General features: G+C 50.7%; 24 protein-coding genes and 2 pseudogenes. 14 read left to right on the forward strand and 12 right to left on the reverse strand.

The annotated features are described in order from the left end of the window. Positions 1–36: 36 nt before the first annotated feature. Positions 37–1500 (reverse strand): annotated as a pseudogene (locus HVZ37_RS11790) (GGDEF domain-containing protein). Between the two features lie 581 nt (positions 1501–2081). Here HVZ37_RS11790 and HVZ37_RS11795 point away from each other — a divergent pair. The 4 genes from HVZ37_RS11795 to HVZ37_RS11810 all read left to right on the forward strand — a co-directional run bounded on the left by HVZ37_RS11795 (position 2082) and on the right by HVZ37_RS11810 (position 4321). After that, positions 2082–2264, forward strand: coding sequence for a general stress protein (locus HVZ37_RS11795; protein ID WP_044257720.1), 183 nt, complete (start codon positions 2082–2084; stop codon positions 2262–2264). A gap of 86 nt (positions 2265–2350) precedes the next feature. Then, the gene (locus tag HVZ37_RS11800; protein ID WP_181627539.1) at positions 2351–2851 is read left to right on the forward strand and encodes a ferritin-like domain-containing protein; all 501 of its coding nucleotides are present in this window, start codon (positions 2351–2353) and stop codon (positions 2849–2851) included. A gap of 64 nt (positions 2852–2915) precedes the next feature. Continuing rightward, positions 2916–3422: a ferritin-like domain-containing protein gene (locus tag HVZ37_RS11805; protein WP_043000521.1), complete on the forward strand. Its 507-nt coding sequence runs from the start codon at positions 2916–2918 to the stop codon at positions 3420–3422. A 20-nt stretch (positions 3423–3442) separates the two neighbouring features. Next, positions 3443–4321, forward strand: coding sequence for a manganese catalase family protein (locus tag HVZ37_RS11810; RefSeq protein ID WP_054176247.1), 879 nt, complete (start codon positions 3443–3445; stop codon positions 4319–4321). Between the two features lie 74 nt (positions 4322–4395). On the opposite strand, the gene ompW is transcribed toward HVZ37_RS11810, so the two are convergent. After that, positions 4396–5034 (reverse strand): outer membrane protein OmpW, encoded by a 639-nt coding sequence (gene ompW, locus HVZ37_RS11815; RefSeq protein WP_054176248.1) that lies wholly within the window; start codon positions 5032–5034, stop codon positions 4396–4398. A gap of 251 nt (positions 5035–5285) precedes the next feature. Between ompW and HVZ37_RS11820 the strand changes: the two are divergent. From HVZ37_RS11820 to yciA, 5 genes and pseudogenes are all read left to right on the forward strand, one after another. After that, positions 5286–5363: pseudogene (locus tag HVZ37_RS11820) on the forward strand (YkgJ family cysteine cluster protein); the annotation flags it as partial. A 28-nt stretch (positions 5364–5391) separates the two neighbouring features. Further along, positions 5392–6135 carry a YciC family protein gene (locus HVZ37_RS11825; RefSeq protein ID WP_044257714.1) on the forward strand — a complete coding sequence of 248 codons (744 nt, stop codon included), beginning with the start codon at positions 5392–5394 and terminating at the stop codon, positions 6133–6135. Positions 6136–6190: 55 nt separating this feature from the next. Further along, positions 6191–6730, forward strand: coding sequence for a septation protein A (locus tag HVZ37_RS11830; RefSeq protein WP_043000517.1), 540 nt, complete (start codon positions 6191–6193; stop codon positions 6728–6730). 175 nt (positions 6731–6905) lie between these two features. After that, positions 6906–9092 carry a TonB-dependent siderophore receptor gene (locus HVZ37_RS11835; protein ID WP_181627540.1) on the forward strand — a complete coding sequence of 729 codons (2187 nt, stop codon included), beginning with the start codon at positions 6906–6908 and terminating at the stop codon, positions 9090–9092. Positions 9093–9191: 99 nt separating this feature from the next. Next, complete coding sequence (gene yciA / locus HVZ37_RS11840) at positions 9192–9590, forward strand: acyl-CoA thioester hydrolase YciA (protein ID WP_043000515.1); 399 nt, start codon at positions 9192–9194, stop codon at positions 9588–9590. A gap of 48 nt (positions 9591–9638) precedes the next feature. Here the strand turns inward: yciA and tonB are convergent, their stop codons facing one another. Next, positions 9639–10355: a TonB system transport protein TonB gene (gene tonB / locus HVZ37_RS11845; protein ID WP_181628480.1), complete on the reverse strand. Its 717-nt coding sequence runs from the start codon at positions 10353–10355 to the stop codon at positions 9639–9641. 212 nt (positions 10356–10567) lie between these two features. Here tonB and HVZ37_RS11850 point away from each other — a divergent pair, with 212 nt between their 5' ends. Then, entirely contained in the window at positions 10568–10864 is a 297-nt protein-coding gene (locus HVZ37_RS11850) for a YciI family protein (RefSeq protein ID WP_043000514.1), read from the forward strand. Between the two features lie 41 nt (positions 10865–10905). On the opposite strand, the gene HVZ37_RS11855 is transcribed toward HVZ37_RS11850, so the two are convergent. Then, on the reverse strand, positions 10906–11079 hold the full coding sequence (locus HVZ37_RS11855) for a YciY family protein (protein WP_086512586.1): 174 nt from the start codon (positions 11077–11079) through the stop codon (positions 10906–10908). A 141-nt stretch (positions 11080–11220) separates the two neighbouring features. Here HVZ37_RS11855 and cls point away from each other — a divergent pair, with 141 nt between their 5' ends. Together cls and HVZ37_RS11865 are read left to right on the forward strand one after the other, a co-directional pair. Next, a complete protein-coding gene (gene cls, locus HVZ37_RS11860) occupies positions 11221–12681 on the forward strand; it encodes a cardiolipin synthase (RefSeq protein WP_043000513.1) in 1461 nt (486 codons plus the stop codon). Between the two features lie 34 nt (positions 12682–12715). After that, positions 12716–13045 (forward strand): HI1450 family dsDNA-mimic protein, encoded by a 330-nt coding sequence (locus HVZ37_RS11865; RefSeq protein ID WP_043000512.1) that lies wholly within the window; start codon positions 12716–12718, stop codon positions 13043–13045. Between the two features lie 35 nt (positions 13046–13080). On the opposite strand, the gene HVZ37_RS11870 is transcribed toward HVZ37_RS11865, so the two are convergent. The 7 genes from HVZ37_RS11870 to ychE form a co-directional block, all read right to left on the reverse strand. Then, a complete protein-coding gene (locus tag HVZ37_RS11870; protein ID WP_044267190.1) occupies positions 13081–13917 on the reverse strand; it encodes an ion transporter in 837 nt (278 codons plus the stop codon). A gap of 47 nt (positions 13918–13964) precedes the next feature. Then, on the reverse strand, positions 13965–14969 hold the full coding sequence (gene oppF, locus HVZ37_RS11875; RefSeq protein WP_043000510.1) for a murein tripeptide/oligopeptide ABC transporter ATP-binding protein OppF: 1005 nt from the start codon (positions 14967–14969) through the stop codon (positions 13965–13967). Then, on the reverse strand, positions 14966–15979 hold the full coding sequence (oppD, locus tag HVZ37_RS11880) for a murein tripeptide/oligopeptide ABC transporter ATP-binding protein OppD (protein WP_090050383.1): 1014 nt from the start codon (positions 15977–15979) through the stop codon (positions 14966–14968). Before oppD ends, oppF begins: the two co-directional genes overlap by 4 nt. Before the next feature lie 11 nt (positions 15980–15990). After that, complete coding sequence (gene oppC, locus HVZ37_RS11885) at positions 15991–16899, reverse strand: oligopeptide ABC transporter permease OppC (protein ID WP_043000508.1); 909 nt, start codon at positions 16897–16899, stop codon at positions 15991–15993. A gap of 14 nt (positions 16900–16913) precedes the next feature. Then, a complete protein-coding gene (gene oppB, locus HVZ37_RS11890; RefSeq protein WP_043000507.1) occupies positions 16914–17834 on the reverse strand; it encodes an oligopeptide ABC transporter permease OppB in 921 nt (306 codons plus the stop codon). Positions 17835–17953: 119 nt separating this feature from the next. After that, positions 17954–19582, reverse strand: a complete 1629-nt coding sequence (gene oppA, locus HVZ37_RS11895) for an oligopeptide ABC transporter substrate-binding protein OppA (RefSeq protein ID WP_181627541.1) — start codon at positions 19580–19582, stop codon at positions 17954–17956. A gap of 752 nt (positions 19583–20334) precedes the next feature. Further along, positions 20335–20982 carry an NAAT family transporter YchE gene (gene ychE / locus HVZ37_RS11900; RefSeq protein WP_043000505.1) on the reverse strand — a complete coding sequence of 216 codons (648 nt, stop codon included), beginning with the start codon at positions 20980–20982 and terminating at the stop codon, positions 20335–20337. Between the two features lie 476 nt (positions 20983–21458). On the opposite strand from ychE, the gene adhE reads away from it, so the two are divergent. After that, a complete protein-coding gene (adhE, locus tag HVZ37_RS11905; RefSeq protein ID WP_043000504.1) occupies positions 21459–24134 on the forward strand; it encodes a bifunctional acetaldehyde-CoA/alcohol dehydrogenase in 2676 nt (891 codons plus the stop codon). A gap of 140 nt (positions 24135–24274) precedes the next feature. On the opposite strand, the gene tdk is transcribed toward adhE, so the two are convergent. Beyond that, on the reverse strand, positions 24275–24892 hold the full coding sequence (gene tdk, locus HVZ37_RS11910) for a thymidine kinase (RefSeq protein ID WP_054176250.1): 618 nt from the start codon (positions 24890–24892) through the stop codon (positions 24275–24277). A 604-nt stretch (positions 24893–25496) separates the two neighbouring features. Between tdk and hns the strand changes: the two genes are divergently transcribed. After that, complete coding sequence (gene hns, locus HVZ37_RS11915) at positions 25497–25910, forward strand: histone-like nucleoid-structuring protein H-NS (RefSeq protein WP_042318627.1); 414 nt, start codon at positions 25497–25499, stop codon at positions 25908–25910. The last annotated feature ends 15 nt before the right edge of the window (positions 25911–25925 follow it).

Below are 25925 nucleotides of genomic sequence, written 5' to 3' on the forward strand. Positions count from 1 at the left end.
TACCCAAAGACCGCCAGTCTCGCGCTGGCGGTCCCATTATTTAGCCTGCTTCATTTTGTACATCTCGCCATCTGCATACTGAATGGCATCATCAATGCCCTCAGTCACTTCGGCTACGCCCCATGAGATGGAAAGCGGCACCTGCGTCTCCTTCACGAGAAACTGATACTCATTGATTTGCTGGGTGATACGTTCCGCGATGGCGACCGCATCGCTCGTTTTCGCCTTATACAGCACAATCACGAACTCATCTCCCCCGGTGCGAATCACCAGATCGTCACTGGTGCGGGTATTGGACAACATCCGGTTGGCAATAATCTGTAGCGCTCTGTCCCCGGCAACGTGTCCCCAGGTGTCGTTAATTGCTTTGAATTTATTGCAATCAACCAACACCACCGAACTGTCAGAGAGATCCCGCCGCTTGATGATGTCGAGAATTTTACGGTTGAAACAGCCCGTCAACGAGTCGATGTAGACTTTCAAATCGCTCTCATTTAGCCAGGATTTTAACCCCATCATGATCAGTACAAAGAAGAACGGTGCCATCAGGATCAGCAACCCCGCCTGGGTGTCATGCATCGCCAACCCACTGAGCGAGATAGCGTAGTGAATGACATATTTCTCAGAGAGCACTTTGAAGGCAATTTCCGGACGCTTTTTACATTCCCCCCACAGACAAAGCGACTGCTGATTCAAAGTATTCACCAGCGAAACGTTCAGCCCATGCGGCACCTGTCCATCAAAGGCGTCGCGTAATGCCTCCTGAAGTTCCGGCTTCGCATGATCGTAAACCAGATAGCCAAGGATATGGTCGGAAATCTCAGTACGCGAGAGGTCATAAATATAACTCACGACGCTAAAGGCTTTCTCATCCGTGATTTTATCGTTATAAAAATCCGTGGAGCTTAAGGCCTTCGTTTTGACACTCTTTTCCAACAGGCGGGTATAAAAATCGACGGGAGGTAAAAAGAAGTCGGAGATATTCTGCGCCATTTGCGACGTACGATAATTAAACGCTTTGGTGTCAGTCGGCGTAAATCAGTAAAAATAGCTCGCATCCTCGGCAATAACGTAGCGATGAGCATCGAAATTTCCGGGGTTAAGCGCATTCACCCTACCGCGAATAAACTCAGCGGCGGTATACATGCACAGTGCGTTCAACGTCGGTTCACGCGCCACCATCGCGCCCGATGCGGAGTGAATGCGTTTCCTGTCGGCGTTAATTCCCCAGACCCTTCCACGAGGGAGAAATAGTGACATGGCACCACACTGATCGGCGGCTTTGATCTGCCGGTAGCGCACGCCGGTCGCATCCGCAATCATTTCATTATCATTGAAGATATCAAGCATCCGCGTTTGCAGGCGGTTCATTCCTTCATTGACTGCTGCCAGTCGCTGCTCATAAATAATAAACAAGAAAAGTGATGTAAATAGCAGCGTGGTTAGCGCTGAAATAATAAGTGCCTGTCTGTTTCTTAAACTGTCCTGCACGATTTTCACTAAGGCACCCTGAGCATCAACACGCTGTTAACACTACGTTATTCGATTTTAAGAAGGCAGTACAGGTCTCACGGGAGAATCTCGCCCTTCTGTCAGACGACTTGTGAGTAGAACCGCACCGCTACAAATAATTTTAGTCTACCTGCGCCGCTTTACGTGGTGCGCAAACACTCAGTGTTAGCCTGTCATCAGGCTGAAAGAGCGGTTTTGATGCCTGCGTCCTCTGGGTTGTAGCACAGATCTGCGACCAGGAATATTCTTAAAGAGACAGTCTTATGATTATTTACAATGTCAACCCATCCACATAAATGTAAATTTACGTCAATTACATTAACGGTATTAATATAACCACACATTATGATACCCTGCGTTATTAATAGAAAAGTGAATTATAAGACGTTAAGTCGCTCATTTCTAAAGGGCAGCATTATTATTTTCTGATGGCTGTACCACATTATATTTCCCCCACGTGACAAATTCGTAACAATTTGACTATCCCGGGATAGCGACTAATTTTAGAAAGGTACCGACACTGGTCACAAATTAACAATTATGTTTACCAACGAAACAGGAGAAATAACATGGCCGAACATCGTGGTGGTTCTGGAAATTTCGCCGAGAATCGTGAAAAAGCATCAGAAGCGGGCCGTAAAGGTGGCCAACATAGCGGCGGTAATTTTAAAAATGATCCGCAACGTGCTTCTGAAGCAGGTAAAAAAGGCGGCCAAAACAGCCGTGGCGGAAATAAATCCGACAAATCGTAGACATCCTTTTTTTTTAATTTTTAAGATTTATCGTTTACGAACGCTGCGAGTCTTTCGACTCGCAGTATCATCCCAGGAGAATAGAGATGAATATTAAAACTGTTGAAGATGTTTTTATCCACCTGCTTTCAGACACCTACAGCGCAGAAAAACAATTGACTCGGGCGCTATCGAAATTAGCCAGAGCTGCCTCCAGTGAAAAATTAAGTCAGGCATTTCAGTCCCACCTTGAAGAGACCCAAGGGCAAATTGAACGTATTGATCAGATCGTTGAATCCGAAGCGGGTATTAAAGTAAAACGCATGAAGTGTGTGGCGATGGAAGGTCTGATCGAAGAGGCCAACGAGGTCATTGAGAGCACCGAGAAAAACGACGTGCGTGACGCTGCGCTTATTGCCGCCGCACAGAAAGTTGAGCACTATGAGATTGCCAGCTACGGCACCCTTGCCACTCTCGCAGAACAACTGGGCTATCGTAAAGCAGTGAAACTGCTGAATGAAACCCTGGAAGAAGAGAAAGCAACCGATATTAAACTGACCGATTTAGCCATCGGCAACGTGAATCAGAAAGCGCAAAATAAATCCTGAATTATTTTTATCCTGGTTATTAAATATCCGCTTTTAATTAATTCATTCCCAGAGGACATTACAAATGAATGCTATCGAACATTATCATGACTGGCTTCGTGACGCCCATGCTATGGAAAAACAAGCCGAATCGATGCTGGAATCAATGGCGGGTCGTATCGATAACTATCCTGATCTACGCTCGAGAATTGAGCAACATATTAGCGAAACCAAACATCAAATTACGATTCTGGAAGAGATCCTCGACCGCAATAATATCTCACGTTCTGTCATTAAAGATTCGATGAGTAAAATGGCGGCGCTGGGACAATCCATTGGTGGTATTTTTCCATCTGATGAAATCGTAAAAGGTTCGATCAGCGGTTATGTTTTTGAACAATTCGAAATTGCCTGCTATACCTCCCTGCTTGCTGCGGCGCAAAAAGCAGGCGATACCGCCTCAATTCCGGCTATTGAATCTATTCTCAATGAAGAGAAACAAATGGCTGACTGGCTGATTAAGCATATTCCGCAAACGACGGAACAATTTTTACTGCGCTCGGAAACTGACGGCGTAGAAGCCAAAAAATAACAAATACATCAGGAGGCATAATGTTTCGACACGTTAAGCAACTTCAATATACGGTGCGAGTCAGCGAGCCTAACCCTGGTTTAGCGAATCTTTTGCTGGAGCAATTTGGCGGCCCACAGGGCGAACTGGCTGCGGCATGTCGTTACTTCACTCAGGGCCTGGGTGATGATGATGCTGGACGCAAAGAGATGCTGATGGACATTGCGACCGAAGAACTGAGTCACCTTGAAATCATCGGCTCCCTTGTCGGGATGCTGAATAAAGGGGCCAAAGGCGCATTGGCTGAGGGGACGGAAAATGAAGCAGAACTGTACCGATCCTTAACGGCAAATGGGAATGACAGCCATATCACCTCGCTGCTGTATGGCGGCGGTCCGGCCCTCACTAACTCCGCCGGTGTGCCCTGGACTGCGGCGTATATCGATACGATTGGCGAAGTGACAGCCGATTTACGCTCCAATATCGCGGCTGAAGCACGCGCTAAAATCATCTACGAACGCCTGATCAACGTAACGGACGATCCCGGTGTTAAGGATGCACTGGCATTTTTGATGACGCGCGAAGCGGCACACCAGCTCTCCTTTGAAAAGGCGCTCTACTCTATTCGTAATAATTTTCCGCCGGGCAAATTGCCGCCGGTCGAGCAATACTCGAATGTGTATTACAACATGTCGCAAGGCGACGATCCGCGTGGAAGCTGGAACAGCGATGACTATTTCGATTATGTTGCCGATCCGCAGCCTGCCGTGGATGGCGGAGATGGCCTGGCGACCGTCAAACTGACCAAAGAGCAACAGGCGATGGTCAAAGCCATGGCGAAAAGGACCCAGTCCGATCCGAACGCAGACCCATTAACCGGCGCTGAGCTGGGTGATGGCGAACCAAAGGACAAAGCATAAGCAGATATAGCGATAAAACCGTGTGTGTCATGTCCCTGTTGACCCCGTAAATACGGGGTCTTTTTTTAGGCCAATCAGAAACGGTAACCGGCAGAGAACATAAATACCCACGGGTCGAGGCGGATATCGTCGTGCTGCTTAACGCCGCCGAGTTTGTAGTCTGCGGTGGTATCGATATCCATGTACCAGACTGACATGTTAATCAGCCAGTCACGGTTGATCAGATAGTCCATACCGACCTGACCTGCTGCCCCCCAGGAGTCTTTAAGACTCAAATCGGAAACGCCGGTCTCTTCGCCATTCTTATTAACATCAGTATTAAAGAAGGTCGTGTAATTAAGACCAACCCCAACATAAGGACGCAGTTTGCTGCTGGAATCACCGAAATACCACTGCGCCATCAGGGTTGGCGGCAGGTGATGAACGGTGGCGATATCACCGGTCGCCTGCGTGCCTACTTTATGGCGGAATGGCGTTGCCGCCAGCAGTTCAACACCGATGTTATCGGTCGCCATATAAGTGAATGTCAAACCTAACTGCGTGTTGTTACTGACATTAAAGCCGCCTAAATGGCCTAACGTTCCATCCGCACCTTCCGTCGGTCTTACCGTCGCCGAACCGGCACGAATAAAGAACTCGCCAGCTTCATGCGCGTAAACGCTGCCAGAGAGAAGTGTACATACTGCCAACGCCGCCACTGTTAATTTTTTCATATCCGCTCCATCGTTATGGTTATAAATACGTTACAAATATACCTACATTGGAGTAATAAGTGATCTCTCCAGGGTCACATTCGACTATCAAATTCAATGTTTGTTGATCCAGATTAAAGTAGAAGTGGTATTGAAAATACAATTATTGGAATCAGATCAATTTTTAATATTTCCATGATGAATACATTTCTTGCGTTTTTTGCGTTTGTTAAAACTGACTCCCCGTAGATTTGTTGAGCAAATTACTCTGGCTTTACAAAGATATGCTTTTCCATACACCCCTTGATGCTGCCACTGCGCAGTTATCCAGGGTACAATTGCATGCTTAACAACACCTGCAGAACTCAAGGAGAGTGCATGTCTATCACGGCGAAATCTGTATACCGTGACACCGGGAATTTTTTCCGTAATCAATTTTTAACCATCCTGCTGATCTCGCTGCTGTGTGCGTTCATCACGGTGGTATTAGGGCATGCCTTCTCACCCAGCGATGCGCAGATTGCGCAACTGAGTGAAGGGGATCATCTTGAAGGAAGCGTAGGCTTGTTCGAACTGGTGCAAAACATGACGCCGGAGCAGCAGCAGATCCTGTTGCGCGCCTCGGCAGCGTCTACCTTTTCAGGACTGATTGGTAATGCCGTCCTGGCCGGTGGCGTTCTGCTGATGATTCAGTTAATTTCAGCCGGTCATCGCGTCAGCGCCCTGCGCGCGATCGGTGCCAGTGCGCCGATCCTGCCGCGTCTGTTCATCCTGATTTTACTGACGACCCTGCTGGTACAGCTCGGGATTATGCTGGTCGTGGTACCAGGCATCCTGTTGGCTATCCTGCTGGCGCTTGCGCCGATTATGCTGGTTCAGGATAAAATGGGTGTATTCGCCGCAATGCGCAACAGTATGCGTCTGGCGTGGTCTAATATGCGACTGGTCGCCCCGGCGGTGATGGGCTGGCTGCTGGCAAAAACGCTACTGTTGCTGTTTGCCTCCAGCTTTGCTGCGCTTGACCCTAACGTTGGCGCCGTTATCGCGAATACGTTGAGCAATCTGATCTCCGCCATATTGCTCATCTACCTGTTCCGTCTGTATATGTTGATTCGCCAATAACCCTGTCTGCGTCGCCGGCAGTAATGCCCGACGCGTTTGATTACGGAATCGAAGAATGAAGCAGTTTCTTGATTTTTTACCGCTGGTTGTCTTCTTTGTTTTTTACAAAGTGTACGACATCTATGCGGCCACCTCGGCGCTCATTGTCGCAACGGCAATCGTGCTCATCTACAGCTGGGTTCGCTATCGCAAAGTTGAAAAAATGGCGCTGATCACCTTTGTTCTGGTGGCCGTGTTCGGCGGGCTAACCCTCTTCTTCCATAACGATGAATTTATTAAATGGAAGGTGACTGTGATTTACGGCCTGTTTGCCGGTGCGCTTCTGGTAAGCCAGTGGATCATGAAAAAGCCGCTGATCCAGCGCATGCTGGGTAAAGAACTGACGCTGCCACAACCGGTCTGGTCGAAGCTCAATCTCGCGTGGGCCATCTTCTTTATTCTATGTGGGCTTGCCAATATTTACATCGCCTTCTGGCTGCCGCAAAACATCTGGGTGAACTTTAAGGTATTCGGCCTCACCGCCTTGACGCTGATCTTTACCCTGTTGAGTGGTGTTTATATCTATCGCCATCTCCCGCAAGAAGACAAATCGTAAATGCTCATCCAACCAGGCCCATGGGCCTGGTTTTGCTTTCTGCACAATCCCTGCCGTACTCGCCCTAAATTGCCTGAATCGTGAAGATATTATGGAGATTGCCTTCACAACATTGAAATGAGAATAATTATCATTGATATTCCGTATCGAATTTTTACAATTGGGATGTCAGTTGATGAATACGATAACAAAAATTTCTCCACGCCCTCTGGCGCTTTTGATTGCCACAGCATTAAGCGGAAATGCATTCGCCGCAGACGACGTTCTGAACGACGGTGAAACGATGGTCGTCCAGGCCACCGCCGAAGAAGCTCTCAAGCAACAACCCGGTGTTTCTATTATCACCGCCAAAGACATTGAAAAATCCCCACCGGTCAACGACCTCTCCGATATTATTCGCACCATGCCCGGTGTGAACCTGACGGGCAACAGCGCCAGCGGCAGTCGGGGAAATAACCGTCAGATTGATATTCGCGGCATGGGTCCGGAAAACACGCTGATCCTGATTGACGGCGTACCGGTCACCTCGCGAAACTCGGTGCGCTATAGCTGGCGCGGGGAGCGTGATACCCGTGGTGACACAAACTGGGTACCGGCAGAGATGGTCGAGCGTATTGAGGTGCTGCGCGGCCCGGCAGCGGCACGTTACGGTTCCGGCGCGGCGGGTGGCGTCGTAAATATCATCACTAAACGGCCAACGAACGACTGGCATGGCTCGCTGTCTCTTTATACCAACCAGCCCGAGAACAGCAAAGAAGGTGCCACCAGGCGAGCGAACGTCAATCTGAGCGGCCCGCTCATTGACGATGTTCTCACCATGCGTTTGTATGGCAACATCAACAAAACTGACGCCGATGCGGCGGATATCAATACCCGGCAAAATGGATCCTATGCCGCAGGGCACGAAGGGGTGCGCAATAAAGACATCAACGCCCTGCTCTCCTGGAAACTGACGTCACAGCAAATTGTCGATTTTGACTACAGCTACAGTCGTCAGGGCAATATCTATGCCGGGGATACCCAGTATAGCAACGCTAACGTCAGTCCTGACGGGCTGGTCAGTACCCTTTACGGCGATGAAACTAACCGGATGTATCGTCAGTCGTGGGGGCTGACGCATAACGGCATCTGGGACTGGGGGCAGTCTACATTCGGCGTCTACTACGAAAAAACCAATAACACCCGAATGCAGGAAGGCTCTACCGGTAAAGTGGAAGGGATGATCAATAACACCGAATACGCCACCAGCCGCCTGGAATCTTATCGTTCTTCCGGAGAACTCAACATCCCTGTCTTCTGGCTGGTTGATCAAACCCTGACGGTGGGTGCGGAGTGGAACCGTGACGAACTCAACGATCCGGCGTCTATGCAGGCCACCAGCGCATCCGGCGTGCAAATTGGCAATGTCTCCGGTGACGCCTCCAGTCGCAGTTCCAAAAATAGCGCCACGCTCACCGGTATATATCTGGAAGATAATATCGAAGCGCGGCCTGGCACGGATATTATTCCGGGGATCCGTTTTGACTATCACGACGAATTTGGCAGCAACTGGAGCCCCAGTCTGAATATGTCGCAGGAACTGGGCGATCTGTTTAAGCTGAAAGCCGGGATTGCGCGCGTCTTTAAAGCGCCAAACCTGTATCAGTCCAGCGAGGGATATTTGCTCTCCACACGCGGCAACGGGTGTCCGAATACTATCGCCACCGGCAGTTGTTATCTGCTGGGTAATCCGGATCTGGACCCGGAAATCAGTATTAACAAAGAGATCGGCCTGGAATTTAATTACGCTGGGTGGGATGCGGGAATCACCTGGTTCCGTAATGACTATAAGAATAAAATCGTCGCCGGGACCGATATTATCGGTTACGCCTCCAACGGAAATAACATCCTGCAATGGGAAAATGGTGGCAAAGCGATTGTCGAAGGTCTGGAAGGTAACGTGGTGATTCCGCTGGTGCCGGAAACGTTAAGCTGGCGCACAAACGCGACGTATATGATCAAATCAGAGAACAAGGACACCGGTAACCCGCTCTCCGTGATCCCGAAATACACCATTAATACCCTGCTCGACTGGCAGGTGAACGACAAGCTTTCCACGCAGCTACAGTGGACGCAGTACGGTCGACAAAAACCGCGCGAGTATGCTGAAACGCGCAACGAAAAGGGTGCCATGTCGGATAAGGAGATGGGTGCCTACGCGGTTGTCGGACTCGGCGCTAATTACCAGATGACGAAAAACCTGCGCCTGAATGCCGGGATCAGTAACCTCTTCGACAAGCGGATCTATCGTGAAAACGATGGCGCCTCAACCTACAACGAACCCGGACGCGCTTACTATGCGGGCGTAACGATGTCATTCTAATCACCCAAACGCCCGTCTCGCGGGCGTTTCCCCTCTGTTCTCCATGCTAAAATCATAGTAGCATCGCGCCTGAAATTTTTTTCTACAGTCGGTTTTACAATGACAACAACAACTCACGCCCCGCAGGGCGAACTGGTTTTACGCACACTGGCTATGCCTGCCGATACCAATGCCAACGGTGATATTTTTGGCGGCTGGCTGATGTCGCAGATGGATATTGGCGGTGCTATTCAGGCCAAAGAGATTGCCCATGGTCGCGTGGTGACCGTCCGCGTGGAAGGAATGAGCTTTCTGCGTCCGGTTGCCGTCGGCGATGTGGTATGTTGCTACGCCCGTTGTGTGAAGCGCGGAACCACTTCCGTCAGCATCAATATTGAAGTCTGGGTCAAGAAAGTGGCGTCAGAGCCAATTGGCCAGCGCTACAAAGCGACAGAGGCACTGTTTATCTACGTCGCGGTAGATCCAGACGGTAAACCCCGCCCGCTACCGGTAGAATAAATACAAAAAAGCCTCCATTACGGAGGCTTTTACGTTATCACCAGATGATCATTCGATTTGCGTGGTGCCGTTCAGACGGAAGACGATATTCACGACCAGCCCTGAACCCGGTTTACCGGCTTCATAGCGCCATCTGCGCATCGCATTCTTCACTTCACGTTCAAACATGTTAGCCGGTTGCGCTGACACGATTTGTACGTTGTCCACCCGGCCATCGGACGTAACATCAAACTTCACTTTTACCCGCCCCTCAATGCGTAATGCCTGAGCGCGCGCAGGATACTGCGGCTGGTTACGCGTTAACGCACGTGGACCTGCCGGAACGCTCACTGTCGGCTTGCTGGTTGCCGGCGCGCTGCTGGTGGCCGGACGCGAAGGCGCGGTATTCTCAAACGGCGACGCCGGACGCGGCTCGGCAGGTTTGACATCACGCTTCGGCTGCTCCTGTACCTTTTTCACCGGTTTCGGTTTGGGCTTAGGTTTAAGCTTCGGTTTCTCGATAACAACCGGCGCCTCTTTGGGCGGTTCGGGAATCGGTTCCGGCTCAGGTTCAGGCTCGACAACCGGTTCCGGCGGCGGCTGGACAGCCTGCGGCGGTTCCAGGTCGGCTGGCGAAACCATCGTTACGGAGATGGGCTGCGCAGGGGCAGGCAATTCAATAACCTGATGTACCGAGGTATACAAGAGTCCCGCCACTAAAGCGCCATGAATGCCGACAGAAAGTAGCGTCGGCCAGGGAAAGCGACGAGGTAAATCAAGGGTCATTGAAGTCATAATCGTTTCAGTTGAAAAACCAGGCCCCAATTTTAAATGCAAATAGCAATCATATTCAATAAGCCATCGCCATAAGCGCCATTTTTCTCCTAAAAATTCCCTGACAATTGTACGGCCTTAACAAGGCTGTCATCTTTGCGTTGCAGTAAAGAGGCCTTTCAAATAACGTATTTAGCACTTTTACCGAACAAGGAGCCCTATCCGTGCTTTATGTCATCTACGCGCAAGATAACCCGAATTCACTTGAAAAGCGTCTTTCCGTCCGCCCCGCGCATCTGGCACGACTACAGTTGCTTCACGACGAAGGACGTCTCCTGACTGCAGGCCCCATGCCAGCGGTAGATAGTAACGATCCCGGTGCGGCAGGTTTTACCGGCTCCACGGTGATTGCTGAATTTGACTCACTGGAAGAGGCGCAATCCTGGGCCGAGGCTGACCCGTATGTTGCCGCCGGGGTTTACGCGCAGGTTTCAGTGAAACCCTTTAAGAAGACGTTCTGAAAGACGTGTTCATTGGGCACCGCATGCGGTGCCCTGTTCACTCAGAGGCTATGGATCGCAAACAGCAGCGAATTACGTTGCTGATTCAGGACACATTTTCTGATTGAGTGGATCCGCATATTCCGACGCGACTGTCCTTCAAGCCAACGCGCTTTACGGCGACTGGCCTGACGCAGCATCCGCCAGCGTCCCACTTCCGTTCTACTCCGCTTCATGATACCTACTCTTACAGTGCAAGAATGGGCATTATACCCCCCACAGACAGGCAGGCTAGCGCTTTTGCCGTGTTTTTATTTGCCAGATTTATCATGACGCGTAAACTCATAACAATACGCTTTCAAAAGGATTTTTAATCTATGACAACCTTCTACACGGTGGTGAGTTGGCTGGTCATTCTGGGCTACTGGGTGCTCATTGCCGGTGTAACATTACGTATTTTAATGAAACGTCGCGCGGTTCCTTCTGCGATGGCCTGGCTGCTGATCATTTATATTCTGCCGTTGGTCGGAATTATTGCTTATTTATCCTTCGGGGAACTGCATCTGGGCAAGCGTCGGGCAGAACGCGCTCGCGCAATGTGGCCATCCACCGCAAAGTGGCTGAACGATCTTAAAGCCTGCAAACATATCTTTGCCGAAGAGAACAGCAGCGTCGCCGCTTCGCTGTTCAAACTCTGTGAGCGTCGCCAGGGCATCGCGGGGGTTAAAGGCAACCAACTCCAGTTGCTCACCGATTCTGACGATGTGATGCAGGCGCTGATCCGCGATATTCAGTTGGCACGACATAACATCGAAATGGTGTTCTATATCTGGCAACCTGGCGGTATGGCGGATCAGGTGGCGGAATCCCTGATGGCTGCCGCACGACGCGGGATCCATTGCCGACTCATGCTGGACTCTGCCGGTAGCGTCGCTTTCTTCCGCAGCCCCTGGGCGGCGATGATGCGCAACGCCGGTATCGAAGTGGTCGAAGCGCTGAAGGTTAACCTGTTCCGTGTGTTCCTGCGTCGCATGGACCTGCGTCAGCACCGCAAAATGGTGATGATTGATAACTATATTGCTTATACCGGTAGTATGAATATGGTGGATCCGCGCTTTTTCAAACAGGATGCGGGCGTCGGTCAGTGGGTGGATCTGATGGCGCGGATGGAAGGTCCGGTCGCAACCGCAATGGGCATCGTCTATTCCTGCGACTGGGAGATTGAAACCGGCAAACGCATTCTGCCTCCGCCGCCGGACGTCAACATAATGCCGTTCGAAGAGGCCAGCGGACACACAATTCATACCATCGCTTCCGGCCCAGGCTTTCCGGAAGATCTGATACACCAGGCGCTGCTGACGGCGGCTTATTCGGCGCGTGAATATTTAATTATGACTACCCCCTACTTCGTGCCGAGCGACGATTTGCTGCATGCCATCTGTACAGCGGCGCAGCGCGGTGTGGACGTCAGTATTATTCTGCCACGCAAGAACGATTCACTCCTGGTTGGCTGGGCCAGCCGCGCCTTCTTTACCGAGCTGTTAGCGGCCGGGGTGAAAATTTATCAGTTCGAAGGCGGTCTGTTGCATACCAAGAGCGTACTGGTCGATGGAGAACTCAGTCTGGTCGGGACCGTGAATCTGGATATGCGCAGTCTGTGGCTGAATTTTGAGATCACGCTGGTGATTGATGACGTCGGATTCGGCGGCGATCTGGCGGCTGTGCAGGACGATTATATCTCCCGTTCTCGCCTGCTGGACGCGAATTTGTGGCTAAAACGCCCGCTCTGGCAGCGGATCACCGAGCGACTGTTTTACTTCTTCAGTCCGTTGCTGTAAAACGTGCCCAAGAGACGGTAAACAGGTAGTCACTATGGATATGGATCTGAACAATCGCCTGACTGAAGACGAAACGCTTGAGCAGGCTTACGATATTTTTCTCGAACTGGCGGCCGATAACCTCGACCCGGCGGACATTATTCTGTTCAACCTGCAGTTTGAGGAGCGCGGCGGCGCAGAGTTATTTGATCCGTCAGAAGACTGGCAGGATCACGTGGATTATGACCTGAACCCGGACTTCTTTGCCGAAGTGGTGATTGGTCTGGCAGACAGTGAAGACGGCGAGATCAACGATATTTTTGCCCGCGTGTTGCTGTGTCGCGAAAAAAATCACAAGCTCTGCCATATTCTCTGGCGCGAATAATCAAAGACAAGAGCCGCAATCGCGGCTCTTTTTACTTAGTCCGGCAATTTACTGCCGCAGTGGTTACAAAATTTCGCGCTATGCTCATGCTGGCTCTGCTGGCACTGTGGGCACTGGCGCTGTTGATTCCGCCTTTGAAACGCCATGCTCATATGCGTGGTAATCAACCCAGTAGGAATGGCAATCACTGAATAGCCAATCAAAATCAGGACTGATGCCACAATCCGCCCCAATGGCGTATGTGGCGAAATATCGCCATACCCAACCGTCGTGACGGTCACAATCGCCCAGTAGACCGACGCATTCAGCGTGGTGAATCCATATTCCGGTCCTTCGATGAGATACATCAGCGTGCCGAAAATAATCATCAAAATGCCGATAAACGAATAAAACAGAATCAGTTGATGCCGGGCACTCATAATCGCCCGCCAGAATACCCGTAATGAAGGCATAAAACGCAACAGCTTAAGGATCCGCAGGATACGAATGGCCCGCATAGCCCGCCAGGCAAAAACGTAATTGAGGCTGATTTCCGGCCACAGCCACATCACATACAACGGCAGAATAGTCGCTAAATCAATTAAGCCCCAGAAGCTGAAGACATATTTCGCCGGATTCGGCCAGCTCACTAAACGCAGCAAATATTCCAGCGTAAAGACCAGCGTGATGATGAGTTCAAGCCAGACAAAAATATGCCACTCATCAAGCGTCAGGTGATATTGCGTGCCAAGGCCCGATTCAATAAAAATAACCAGCACGCTCAACAGCGCGAACAGAGCACATAACCCCTCGCCCCGTCGCCCTGAGCGGGTGTTCAGATCGAACAAGCGGTGATAAATCTGCCTGCGAAGCGATGACAAGGAAAACGACACGATAACCTCTGCGAAAAGAAGGGCTGACAGTTTGTCAGCCCTTGCGATTATAGCGGGTCTACTTTAAGGCAGGAAACCGCATGCCGGAAACTGCCTTCCAGTACCGGACGCGTTTTCGCACACTCCGGGCCGGCTATCGGACAACGGGTACGGAATACACAGCCTGACGGCGGGTTAATCGGTGACGGCAATTCCCCTTCCAGTAGCTGAATCGTCTTGTTCTTTTCCAGATCGGGATCGGGAATCGGTACCGCCGACATCAGCGCTTTAGTGTAGGGATGCAGTGGGTTGTGATAGACCTCGTCATAGGTCCCCAGTTCCACGGCATGACCCAGATACATCACCAGCACGCGATCAGAGATATGTTTTACGACCGCCAGGTCATGGGCGATGAAGATCAGCGACAGCCCCATTTCCCGCTGAAGCTGCTGCAAGAGGTTGACGACCTGCGCCTGAATTGACACGTCCAACGCGGAGACCGGCTCATCGCAGATGATCAGCTTCGGCTCCAGAATCAACGCCCGGGCAATCCCGATACGCTGGCACTGACCGCCCGAAAACTCATGCGGATAGCGGTTAATCAGGTTTGGCAGTAAGCCCACCTTCATCATCATCGCTTTCACCCGATCGCGCACTTCCTGACGCGGTAATTTCGGATGATAGGTTCGCAGCGGTTCAGCGATGATTTCACCAATGGTCATGCGAGGGTTCAGCGACGCCAGCGGATCCTGGAAAATCATCTGAATATCACTGCGAACGTCCCGCCATTCATCGGGGTTCATCCCCAGCAGGTCTTTACCCAACCATGCCACCCGACCATCGGTCGCTTTTACCAGCCCGATAATGGCCCGGGCAAAGGTCGACTTCCCGCAGCCGGATTCGCCAACGACCCCCAGCGTCTCTCCTTCATACAGCCGCAGCGTCACGCCATCGACCGCCTTCAGCGTTTTTGAGGGCTGCCAGAACCACTGCTTGCCATCTTTAATATCGAAATGCACCTTCAGATCGGCGATTTCCAGGAGGACTTTACGTTTTTCATCTACAGCGTTCATGCCAGATCCTCCACCGGTTTAAAGCAGGCGCGCAGGCGACCTGGACTGAACTCCTCCAGCGGCGGAGTGGTGCTACAAATCTCCATCGCATGCGGACAGCGCGGCTGGAACGGACAGCCTTTCGGCAGACGCAGTAAGTTGGGCGGGTTCCCCGGAATCGTCAGCATCTCGTCACCTTCGCCATCCAGGCGCGGCACCGCATTGAGAAGACCAATCGAATAAGGATGAACGGGCTGATAAAAGACATCGCGGGCATTACCGTATTCCATCGTCCGACCGGCATACATCACCAGCACTTTGTCGCAAATCCCGGCCACCACCCCAAGATCGTGGGTAATCATGATGATGGCGGTGTTGAATTCACGCTTCAGTTCATTGAGAAGCGTCATGATTTGCGCCTGCACGGTAACATCCAGGGCGGTCGTCGGTTCGTCGGCAATCAGTAACTTCGGCCGGCACAGCAGCGCCATTGCGATCATCACGCGCTGACGCATACCGCCGGAAAATTCATGCGGGAACATTTTCATCCGCTTACGCGCTTCCGGCATTTTGACCGCATCCAGCATTCTGACCGACTCTTCAAACGCCTCCGCTTTGCTCATGCTTTTATGCAGCATCAGCACTTCCATCAGTTGCTCCCCGACACGCATGTAGGGATTCAGCGAGGTCATCGGGTCCTGAAAAATCATCGAGATTTGCTCGGCGCGCAGCTTATTCAGTTCGTACTCCGGCAGATTGAGGATCTCGCGGCCGCTAAACGTCGCCGAACCGCCTATCCGGCCATTCGCGGCCAGCAGCCCCATCAACGCAAACGCGGTCTGTGATTTACCTGAACCAGACTCACCGACGATGCCGAGGGTTTCTCCGGCGCGCAGCGTAAAGTTCAAATCATTCACCGCGGTGACATCACCGTCCGGGGTACTGAACGTCACACGAAGATCTTTTACGTCCAGCAGTGCGTTAGCCCTTTGCTGCGCGAACGGCACGCCTGCAGTTTCAATTACGCTCATGGCTGCACTCCTTAACGGTCTTTCGGGTCGAGGGCATCACGCAAGCCATCGCCAATAAAGTTAAAACAGAACAACGTCACCACCAGAAAAGCGGCCGGGAACAGCAGTAGCCACGGCGACACTTCCATCGAGTTGGCGCCATCGCTCAGCAACGCGCCCCAACTGCTCAGCGGCTCCTGCGTCCCCAGCCCCAGGAAGCTGAGGAACGATTCGAACAGGATCATGCTTGGCACCAGCAAGGAGGCGTACACCACCACCACGCCCAGCACGTTAGGCACAATATGACGCAGGACGATGTTACCGGTCGACACGCCGCCCACCTGCGCGGCTTCAATAAATTCTTTCCGCTTCAGGCTCAGGGTTTGCCCGCGCACAATACGCGCCATATCCAGCCAGGAAACCATCCCGATCGCCACAAAAATCAGCAGAATATTTTGCCCGAAGAAGGTGACCAGCAGGATAACGAAGAACATAAACGGGAAGGAGTTGAGGATTTCCAGCAGGCGCATCATCACCGAGTCGATTTTGCCGCCCAGATAGCCTGAAAGCGAGCCGTACAGCGTCCCCACGACCACCGCAACGAGCGCGGCCGCGATGCCGACCATCAGCGAGATCCGCCCGCCAATCGCCACGCGCACCAGCAGGTCGCGTCCAGAGGAGTCGGTACCAAAATAGTGACCAGACTCGCTATCCGGCGCGCTGGACATCATGCCCCAGTCGGTATCGAAGTAGGTGAACTGCGACAGCATCGGTGCAAGCGTCACGAACAGCGCAATCACCACCAACACAATCAGACTGGCAACCGCAGCGCGGTTATGCATAAAACGACGGCGAGCATCCTGCCACAGGCTGCGCCCCTCGACCTCCAGCTTCTCACTGAAATTCTCCAGCGCTTCGCTGTTTTTCTTACCTAACATCATCGCGAGCTCCAGTATCAGTAACGAATTTTCGGGTCGATGACGGCATAGAGCACGTCAACAATCGCATTAAAGACAATGGTCAATGTCCCCACGAGGATCGTCAGGCTGAGAACCAGCGAGTAATCGCGGTTCAGCGCGCCGTTAACAAACAGCTGACCAATCCCCGGCAAACCATAGATTGTCTCAATGACCATTGAACCTGTGATAATCCCGACAAATGCCGGTCCCATATAGGAGAGCACCGGGAGTAACGCCGGTTTCAACGCATGGCGGAAAATAATACGGCGCATCGGCAGCCCTTTCGCTCGCGCGGTGCGAATGAAGTTTGAGTGCAGCACTTCAATCATTGAGCCACGGGTGATACGCGCAATACTGGCAATATAGGCCAGTGATAACGCCACCATCGGCAGGATCATAAATTTCAGCGCCCCACCGTTCCAGCCGCCACCCGGCAACCATTTGAGGGTGATCGCAAATATCATGACCAGCAGAGGCGCGACCACAAAGCTCGGTATGACCACCCCGGTCATCGCCACCCCCATGACCGCATAGTCCCATCGCGTGTTTTGCTTCAACGCGGCAATTACGCCAGCGCTCACCCCGAGGATCACGGCCAGAAAAAAGGCGGCAAGGCCCAGTTTCGCCGATACCGGAAAACTCGAAGCGACCAGGTCGTTAACCGTATAATCTTTGTATTTAAAAGAAGGACCGAAATCACCGTGCGCCAGTTGCTTCAGATAGCTGAAATACTGGGTCATGATAGGGTCGTTAAGATGGTATTTCGCTTCAATGTTTGCCAGAACTTCTGCCGGCAGCGCGCGTTCGCCGGTGAAGGGACTTCCCGGCGCAAGACGCATCATAAAGAACGAAATGGTAATAAGAATAAACAGCGTCGGAATTGCTTCCAGACAGCGGCGTAGAATAAATTTCAACATTGCCCGTACCTTCTGGCGTGTGCCTTTACACCTCTTTACGCAGAACCGCTAATGAGAGGTGTTGAGAGTCGACGAAAAAAGACACTGTGGGGCAACGTCTGCTGCCCCACCCTTTGCCATTAATGCTTGATAATATACAAATCTTTGACGTGGATATTATCCATCGGGTCTTTACCGGTATAACCACCCACCCACGGTTTCACCAGACGGGCGTTGACGTAGTAGAACACCGGCACAATCGCAGAATCTTTATCAAGCTGCTGCTCGGCTTTGCCGTAAAGCTCAGTACGCTGCTCTTCATTCGTTGCTTTCAGCGCATCGGCAAGGATCTTGTCAAACGCCGGGCTCTTATAATGCGTCGTGTTGTTTGAGCTGTCAGACAACACCATGTTCAGGAAGGAGGTCGGTTCGTTGTAATCCGCACACCAGGCCGCACGAGAAACATCATAGTTGCCCTGATGACGCGTATCGAGGAAGGTTTTCCATTCCTGGTTTTCCAGCTTGACGTTCACACCTAAGTTTTTCTTCCAGATGGACGCCGCGGCGATAGCCAGTTTCTTGTGCAGATCGGACGTGTTATACAGCAGGTTGAAGGTCAACGGTTTATCAGCGGTATATCCGGCTTCGGCCAGTAATTTTTTCGCTTCTTCGTTACGTTTTTCCTGCGTCCAGCCAAACCATTCTGGTTCAGCCAGTTTTGCGCCGTCAGTATACGGAGGCGTGAAGCTGTATGCCGGCAGGTCGCCCTGGTTTTTCACTTTATTAACGATAATATCGCGGTCCAGCGCCAGCTTAAGCGCGGTACGCACGCGGACATCCGTAAACGGTGCTTTCTGGTTATTGATTTCGTAATAGTAGGTGCACAGATACGGGTCAACGTGAACTTCGTTCGGGATCTCTTTTTTCAGTTTCTGGAACAGTTCAATCGGCATGTTGTTATAGGTCATGTCGATTTCACCGCTGCGGTAACGGTTAACGTCTGTCACCTCTGATGCGATCGGCAGGTACGTCACCTGATTAATGACCGTTTTGGCGTTGTCCCAGTAATTAGGATTGCGCTCGAGCACGATATGCTCGTTAACCACCCAGTCTTTCAGCTTATACGCACCGTTGGTGATGATATTGGCTGGCTGAGTCCACTTCTCACCGTATTTTTCAACGGCGGCTTTAGGAACCGGGGAAACGGATGAGTGCACCAGCAGTTTGTAGAAATAAGGTACAGGCTCGCTGAGGGTCACTTCAAAGGTATTATCATCAATGGCTTTAACGCCAAGATCGGTTGGCGGTTTCTTGCCGGCAACGATGTCATCAATATTGACAATATGACCATACTGCAGATAACTGGCGTACGGGGATGCGGTATTCGGATTCGCCAGACGTTGCCAGCTGTAAACAAAATCGTGGGCCGTCACCGGTGAGCCATCAGACCATTTTGCATCTTTGCGCAGATGGAATGTCCAGACTTTAAAATCTTTATTTTCCCATTTCTCAGCCACGCCCGGAGACGGTTTACCGTCGACGTCACTGATGATTAAGCCTTCAAACAGATCGCGGCTGATATTGGATTCCGGCACCCCTTCGATTTTATGCGGATCGAGAGACTGAACTTCCGAACCATTATTTCGCACCAGCGTCTGCTTTTCCGCCAGTTGCACACCTGCGGGGACGACGGCAGCTGTCGCGATATTTCCGGCGATGAGCGCAGTTAAAATTCCTGCCGCCACTAAACTTTTCTTCGTGTTGGTCATTGTGTTTGTACTCCCTCATTATAATTACTGGTTTTATCACCAGCCTGTTAATCCCGTCAGGGATCTCTGATCAGCTTCGGAGACTTTCAGCTGCCAGGTCGTTTACTGCCTGCTATCACCGACTTTATTTATTCTGGCGATTCGTTTGATCACCTTACGTCGATTCGTTATGCACCTCCCCTGTCAGGGGGCGCATGAATAGTGGCCAGACTGCTTAGTTGATATTTATTCTCATCAACAAGCAATCCGCTGCAATATGAACTGTCGGAAAGTAACAAAAGCATTTATTAACCGCCAATACAATTTACAGATTTGTTAAGCAATTCTCTTTTAGAGTAAAAATTGCGTTCCGGCGGAACGTTCCGAAACAAGCAAAATAACAACAATCGCTTAGCAATCAATCAATTATTGATACCCCATTCGTCTGAGACCCTTGATCTCTGCAAAAGGCGTATAAATATACAAAAATTTAACAATTGGTTATTTTTTAGCACATTCATCTGCGAGTTCATTGAATTAACTAATATCATCTCAATTATCCTTCAGCAAGCCCCGGATTGTGATGTGAGCAAAATAACAATGCAGAGCCTCGCAAAGGGATTAAAAAGACTGTTAAATCAAGGGACTTAATACCGACAGAGGCATCAGTGATTCCCGGTAGGCGGGACTGAAAGTAAGAAAGGTGACGAGACGGGATGATAAAAAAGACGGAGCCGTGAACAGCTCCGTGGGATATTTCATCTGAAAGCGAATTAGCTTAAAAGTCCTGGAAATATGGCCTTAATACCGGTGACAATAAACTCGATGCCCAGCGCCATTAAGAGTAGCCCCATAATTCGGGTAATCACGTTAATACCCGTTTGGCCCAGAACACGCACCAACCACGGTGCCATGCGGAAGAGTCCCCAACAGCACAGGGCAAAAAGCGCAATCGCCACAAAGAAGCCAAGCAGGTACATCACACTGTGATAACGCGTTCCCCACACAATGGTTGAACTGATCGCGCCGGGGCCTGCCATCAGCGGCAGCGCCAGGGGAACCACACCTACACTTTCACGGATCGCCGTTTCTGATTTTTCCTGCTTGTTCTGCTTATCCTCACCCAGTTTGCCGCTAATCATCGACATCGCAATGGTGACCACAAGGATCCCGCCGGCGATACGAAACGAATCAATTGAGATACCGAACAGTTGCAGAATGCCGTCGCCGAGGAATAGCGAGGTCCACAGAATGATCGCAACGGACAGGTTAGCAGTGAGGTTCGTTTTGTTGCGCGCCGCCGCTGTCTGGTAGCTGGTCATACTGATGAAGACAGGAATAATCCCAACCGGGTTCACTAACGCGAACAACCCGATGAAAAATTTAAAATAAACAGGAAAATCAAACAGCGTTTGGATCACGGTTAGCTCCGAAGCGTTAGCCGTATAAAGTAAGTTAAAATAACCGGGTAAAAACCGTGCTGAAGATACGCCTTTTCACAGCACATTTCACCAGGGCAAACGTAAAATTGCTACCATTCCTGAGTGTTACTAATATGTTTTAATTATGATAATTTGAGACCCATTCACCACTACAATTACACAACACTTAGCGTTTAGGGCTAAAACGGCCTGCTGAAAGGTGTCAGCTTTGCTAAATCTTGATCCAGATCACGTAATCGCTACTCAGAAGTGAGTAACCTTGCTTACGCCACCTGGAAGTAACGCGTTAGAGTTAGATGACGCTGACGCATAAGCTCTTTTAGTAAATCAGAGCAAACTGAACGTTAAGTAACCAATTGATTTTCTGGCTGTTATACAAACTAACGCCCGCTGTCTATACTCACGTATCGAGCAGATGATTTACTAAAAAAGTTTAACATTATCAGGAGAGCATTATGGCTGTTACTAATGTCGCTGAACTTAACGCACTCGTCGAGCGCGTCAAAAAAGCCCAGCGTGAATATGCCAGTTTCACTCAAGAACAAGTTGATAAAATCTTCCGCGCCGCCGCTCTGGCTGCTGCAGATGCTCGAATTCCTCTCGCGAAGATGGCCGTTGCCGAATCCGGTATGGGTATCGTCGAAGATAAAGTGATTAAAAACCACTTTGCTTCTGAATACATCTATAACGCTTACAAAGATGAAAAAACCTGCGGCGTGCTGTCTGAAGACGACACCTTCGGGACCATCACCATTGCTGAACCAATTGGTATCATCTGCGGTATCGTACCAACCACTAACCCAACCTCTACGGCAATCTTTAAGTCTCTGATTAGCCTGAAAACCCGTAACGCGATCATCTTTTCTCCGCATCCGCGTGCAAAAGATGCTACCAACAAAGCGGCCGATATCGTACTGCAGGCTGCTATCGCTGCCGGTGCGCCGAAAGATCTGATTGGCTGGATCGATCAACCTTCCGTTGAACTGTCTAACGCACTGATGCACCACCCGGATATCAACCTGATTCTGGCGACTGGTGGTCCTGGCATGGTTAAAGCCGCATACAGCTCCGGTAAACCCGCTATCGGTGTGGGTGCAGGTAACACGCCAGTGGTTATTGATGAAACCGCTGATATCAAACGTGCAGTCGCCTCTGTACTGATGTCCAAAACCTTCGACAACGGCGTTATCTGTGCTTCTGAACAGTCTGTTGTTGTGGTTGATTCCGTTTACGATGCCGTTCGCGAACGTTTTGCCAGCCACGGCGGCTACATGCTGCAAGGCAAAGAACTGAAAGCGGTTCAGGACGTGATCCTGAAAAATGGCGCGCTGAACGCCGCTATCGTAGGTCAGCCTGCGTACAAAATCGCTGAACTGGCAGGTTTCACTGTGCCAGAAACCACTAAGATCCTGATCGGTGAAGTGAAAGTGGTTGATGAGAGCGAACCGTTCGCTCACGAAAAACTGTCCCCGACGCTGGCGATGTACCGTGCGAAAGATTTTGAAGACGCGGTCATTAAAGCGGAGAAACTGGTGGCGATGGGCGGTATCGGTCATACCTCTTGCCTGTACACCGACCAGGACAACCAGCCGGAGCGCGTGGCTTACTTCGGTCAGATGATGAAAACCGCACGTATCCTGATCAACACCCCGGCATCTCAGGGTGGTATCGGTGACCTGTATAACTTCAAACTCGCACCTTCCCTGACTCTGGGTTGTGGTTCCTGGGGTGGTAACTCCATCTCTGAAAACGTTGGTCCGAAACACCTGATCAACAAGAAAACCGTTGCTAAGCGAGCTGAAAACATGTTGTGGCACAAACTTCCGAAATCTATCTACTTCCGCCGTGGCTCACTGCCAATCGCGCTGGATGAAGTGATTACTGATGGCCACAAACGTGCGCTCATCGTGACTGACCGCTTCCTGTTCAACAACGGTTATGCAGACCAGATCACCTCTGTGCTGAAAGCGGCTGGCGTTGAAACTGAAGTGTTCTTTGAAGTGGAAGCGGACCCGACGCTCTCTGTTGTCCGTAAAGGTGCAGAGCTGGCAAACTCCTTCAAACCTGACGTGATCATTGCGCTGGGTGGCGGTTCCCCGATGGACGCCGCGAAAATCATGTGGGTGATGTACGAACATCCGGAAACTCACTTCGAAGAACTGGCGTTGCGCTTTATGGACATCCGTAAACGTATCTACAAGTTCCCGAAAATGGGTGTCAAAGCGAAAATGATTGCGGTCACCACCACTTCTGGTACCGGTTCTGAAGTAACTCCGTTTGCGGTTGTTACTGACGATGCGACCGGTCAGAAATACCCGCTGGCTGACTACGCCCTGACCCCGGATATGGCAATTGTCGATGCTAACCTGGTCATGGACATGCCGAAGTCCCTGTGTGCCTTCGGTGGTCTGGATGCCGTCACTCACGCCCTGGAAGCTTACGTTTCCGTACTGGCTTCTGAGTTCTCTGATGGTCAGGCACTGCAAGCGCTGAAACTGCTGAAAGAAAACCTGCCGGCGTCTTACAACGAAGGGTCTAAAAACCCGGTCGCCCGTGAACGTGTTCACAGTGCAGCCACTATCGCCGGTATCGCGTTTGCGAACGCCTTCCTCGGCGTGTGTCACTCCATGGCGCACAAACTGGGCTCACAGTTCCACATTCCGCATGGTCTGGCGAACGCCCTGTTGATCAGCAACGTTATTCGCTACAACGCGAACGACAACCCGACCAAACAGACTGCCTTCAGCCAGTATGACCGTCCGCAGGCACGCCGTCGTTATGCTGAAATCGCAGACCATCTGGGTCTGAGCGCACCGGGCGACCGTACTGCTGCGAAGATTGAGAAACTGCTGGCATGGCTGGAAAGCCTGAAAGCTGAACTGGGTATTCCGAAGTCAATCCGTGAAGCAGGCGTTCAGGAAGCTGACTTCCTGGCTCACGTTGACAAGCTGTCTGAAGATGCATTCGATGACCAGTGCACCGGCGCTAACCCGCGCTACCCGCTGATCTCCGAACTGAAACAGATCCTGCTGGATACCTTCTACGGTCGTGAGTTCTCTGAAGGCACCCCAGCGGCGAAAGAAGTTGCCGCTGCTCCGAAAGCAGAGAAAAAAGCGAAGAAATCTGCGTAATTCTCGCTGAACTGTTACAACGTAAAAGCGGCCTCTGATGAGGCCGCTTTTTTTATCTCCGAAATCCGTCTCTGTTGTTGCCCCACGGTCGGGTCTGTAAACGGTTCAGCGCGTCGCTAAGCGTTTATCAGTAGATAAAATTAGTCGTGGCTATGGCGTTCCTGTATCGCCGTCAGAGAGCCCTCCGCCAGCGCTTCCTTATAATGCTTACGACAGACCGAGACATACCGCTCGTTGCCGCCAATAACTACCTGCTCGCCTTCATTGTAGGGTCTGCCTGCCTGATCAAGACGCAACACCATACTTGCTTTACGCCCGCAGAAGCAGATCGTTTTTAATTCCACCAGCTTATCTGACCACGCCAACAGGTATTGGCTACCCACAAACAGTTCACCGCGAAAATCAGTGCGTAATCCGTAGCACAACACCGGAATATCCAGTTGATCAACAACTTCCGATAATTCATAAACCTGCTGCCGGGTTAAAAACTGACATTCATCCACCAGCACGCAATGAATAGGTTGACGCGCATTATCGGCTGCAATCTCTTCATACAACGATGAATTCTGGTTAAACAATTTGGCGGGAGAAGACAACCCGATACGCGAACTCACTTTCCCCGCACCATAACGATCGTCTATTTCCGCGGTATATACGACAGTACGCATCCCGCGTTCCTGGTAATTGTATGAAGATTGCAGTAAGGCTGTCGACTTACCTGCATTCATTGCTGAATAGTAGAAATATAGCTGTGCCATCGGCCACAGACCCTCACCAAAGTGAAATAAAGACGGGGCGCAGTGTAGCATAATTTCAATCGTTATCGGTGCCAGGTTCTGTTCTCGTTGGCTATATCTTCCGCCTCCCCCTCCCGGCGCGAGAAAAATCTGTAGGGCCGAATGTACGGAAAATACGAATTAACAATTGAACAAACAATGCGCGGTGGCTCCCATTCTTGTCGTAATGTGCGTTTGATATTCATCAACGCTGCTTATCAACACTGACCTAATGGAAACCCTGAACTTATTGTTACTGTTCTACATAACTGTTGCGAAGTAATAGACTGTGCCCATCAACAAAACTAATACAAAAGGTTGAAATCACTACAATGAATGTCTATTTCATCATGTGAAAATGTGACCTGAATCCGGATGTTCTCGCCTGAAAAAAGGAGTAACCGCTCAGCCAATAAGCCTTTTTTTGTGCGTTCCTTCAAGAAAAATTTAAGTTCGGATATTTATTGCAGGCAAAAAATAAAGGGCAATTTTGAATTCCTTACATTCCTGGCTATTGCACATCTGAATTTAACGCTCTATTATTAGCTCAACAAACCACCCCCAATATAAGTTTGAGATTACTACAATGAGCGAAGCACTTAAAATTCTGAACAACATCCGTACTCTTCGTGCGCAGGCAAGAGAATGTACCCTTGAGACGCTGGAAGAAATGCTGGAAAAATTAGAAGTTGTTGTTAACGAACGTCGTGAAGAAGAAAGCGCGGCAGCCGCTGAAGTTGAAGAGCGCACTCGTAAACTGCAACAATATCGTGAAATGCTGATTGCTGACGGTATTGATCCGAATGAACTGCTGAATAGCATGGCGGCGGTTAAATCCGGTACCAAAGCTAAACGTGCAGCGCGTCCGGCTAAATATAGCTACGTTGACGAAAACGGTGAAACTAAAACCTGGACTGGTCAGGGTCGTACTCCGGCAGTGATCAAGAAAGCAATGGAAGAGCAAGGTAAACAACTGGACGATTTCCTGATTAAGGAATAATCTGTAATCTCCTTG

It is taken from the genome of Citrobacter sp. RHB35-C17 (assembly GCF_013816795.1).
In the GTDB taxonomy this organism is placed as follows: domain Bacteria; phylum Pseudomonadota; class Gammaproteobacteria; order Enterobacterales; family Enterobacteriaceae; genus Citrobacter_A; species Citrobacter_A amalonaticus.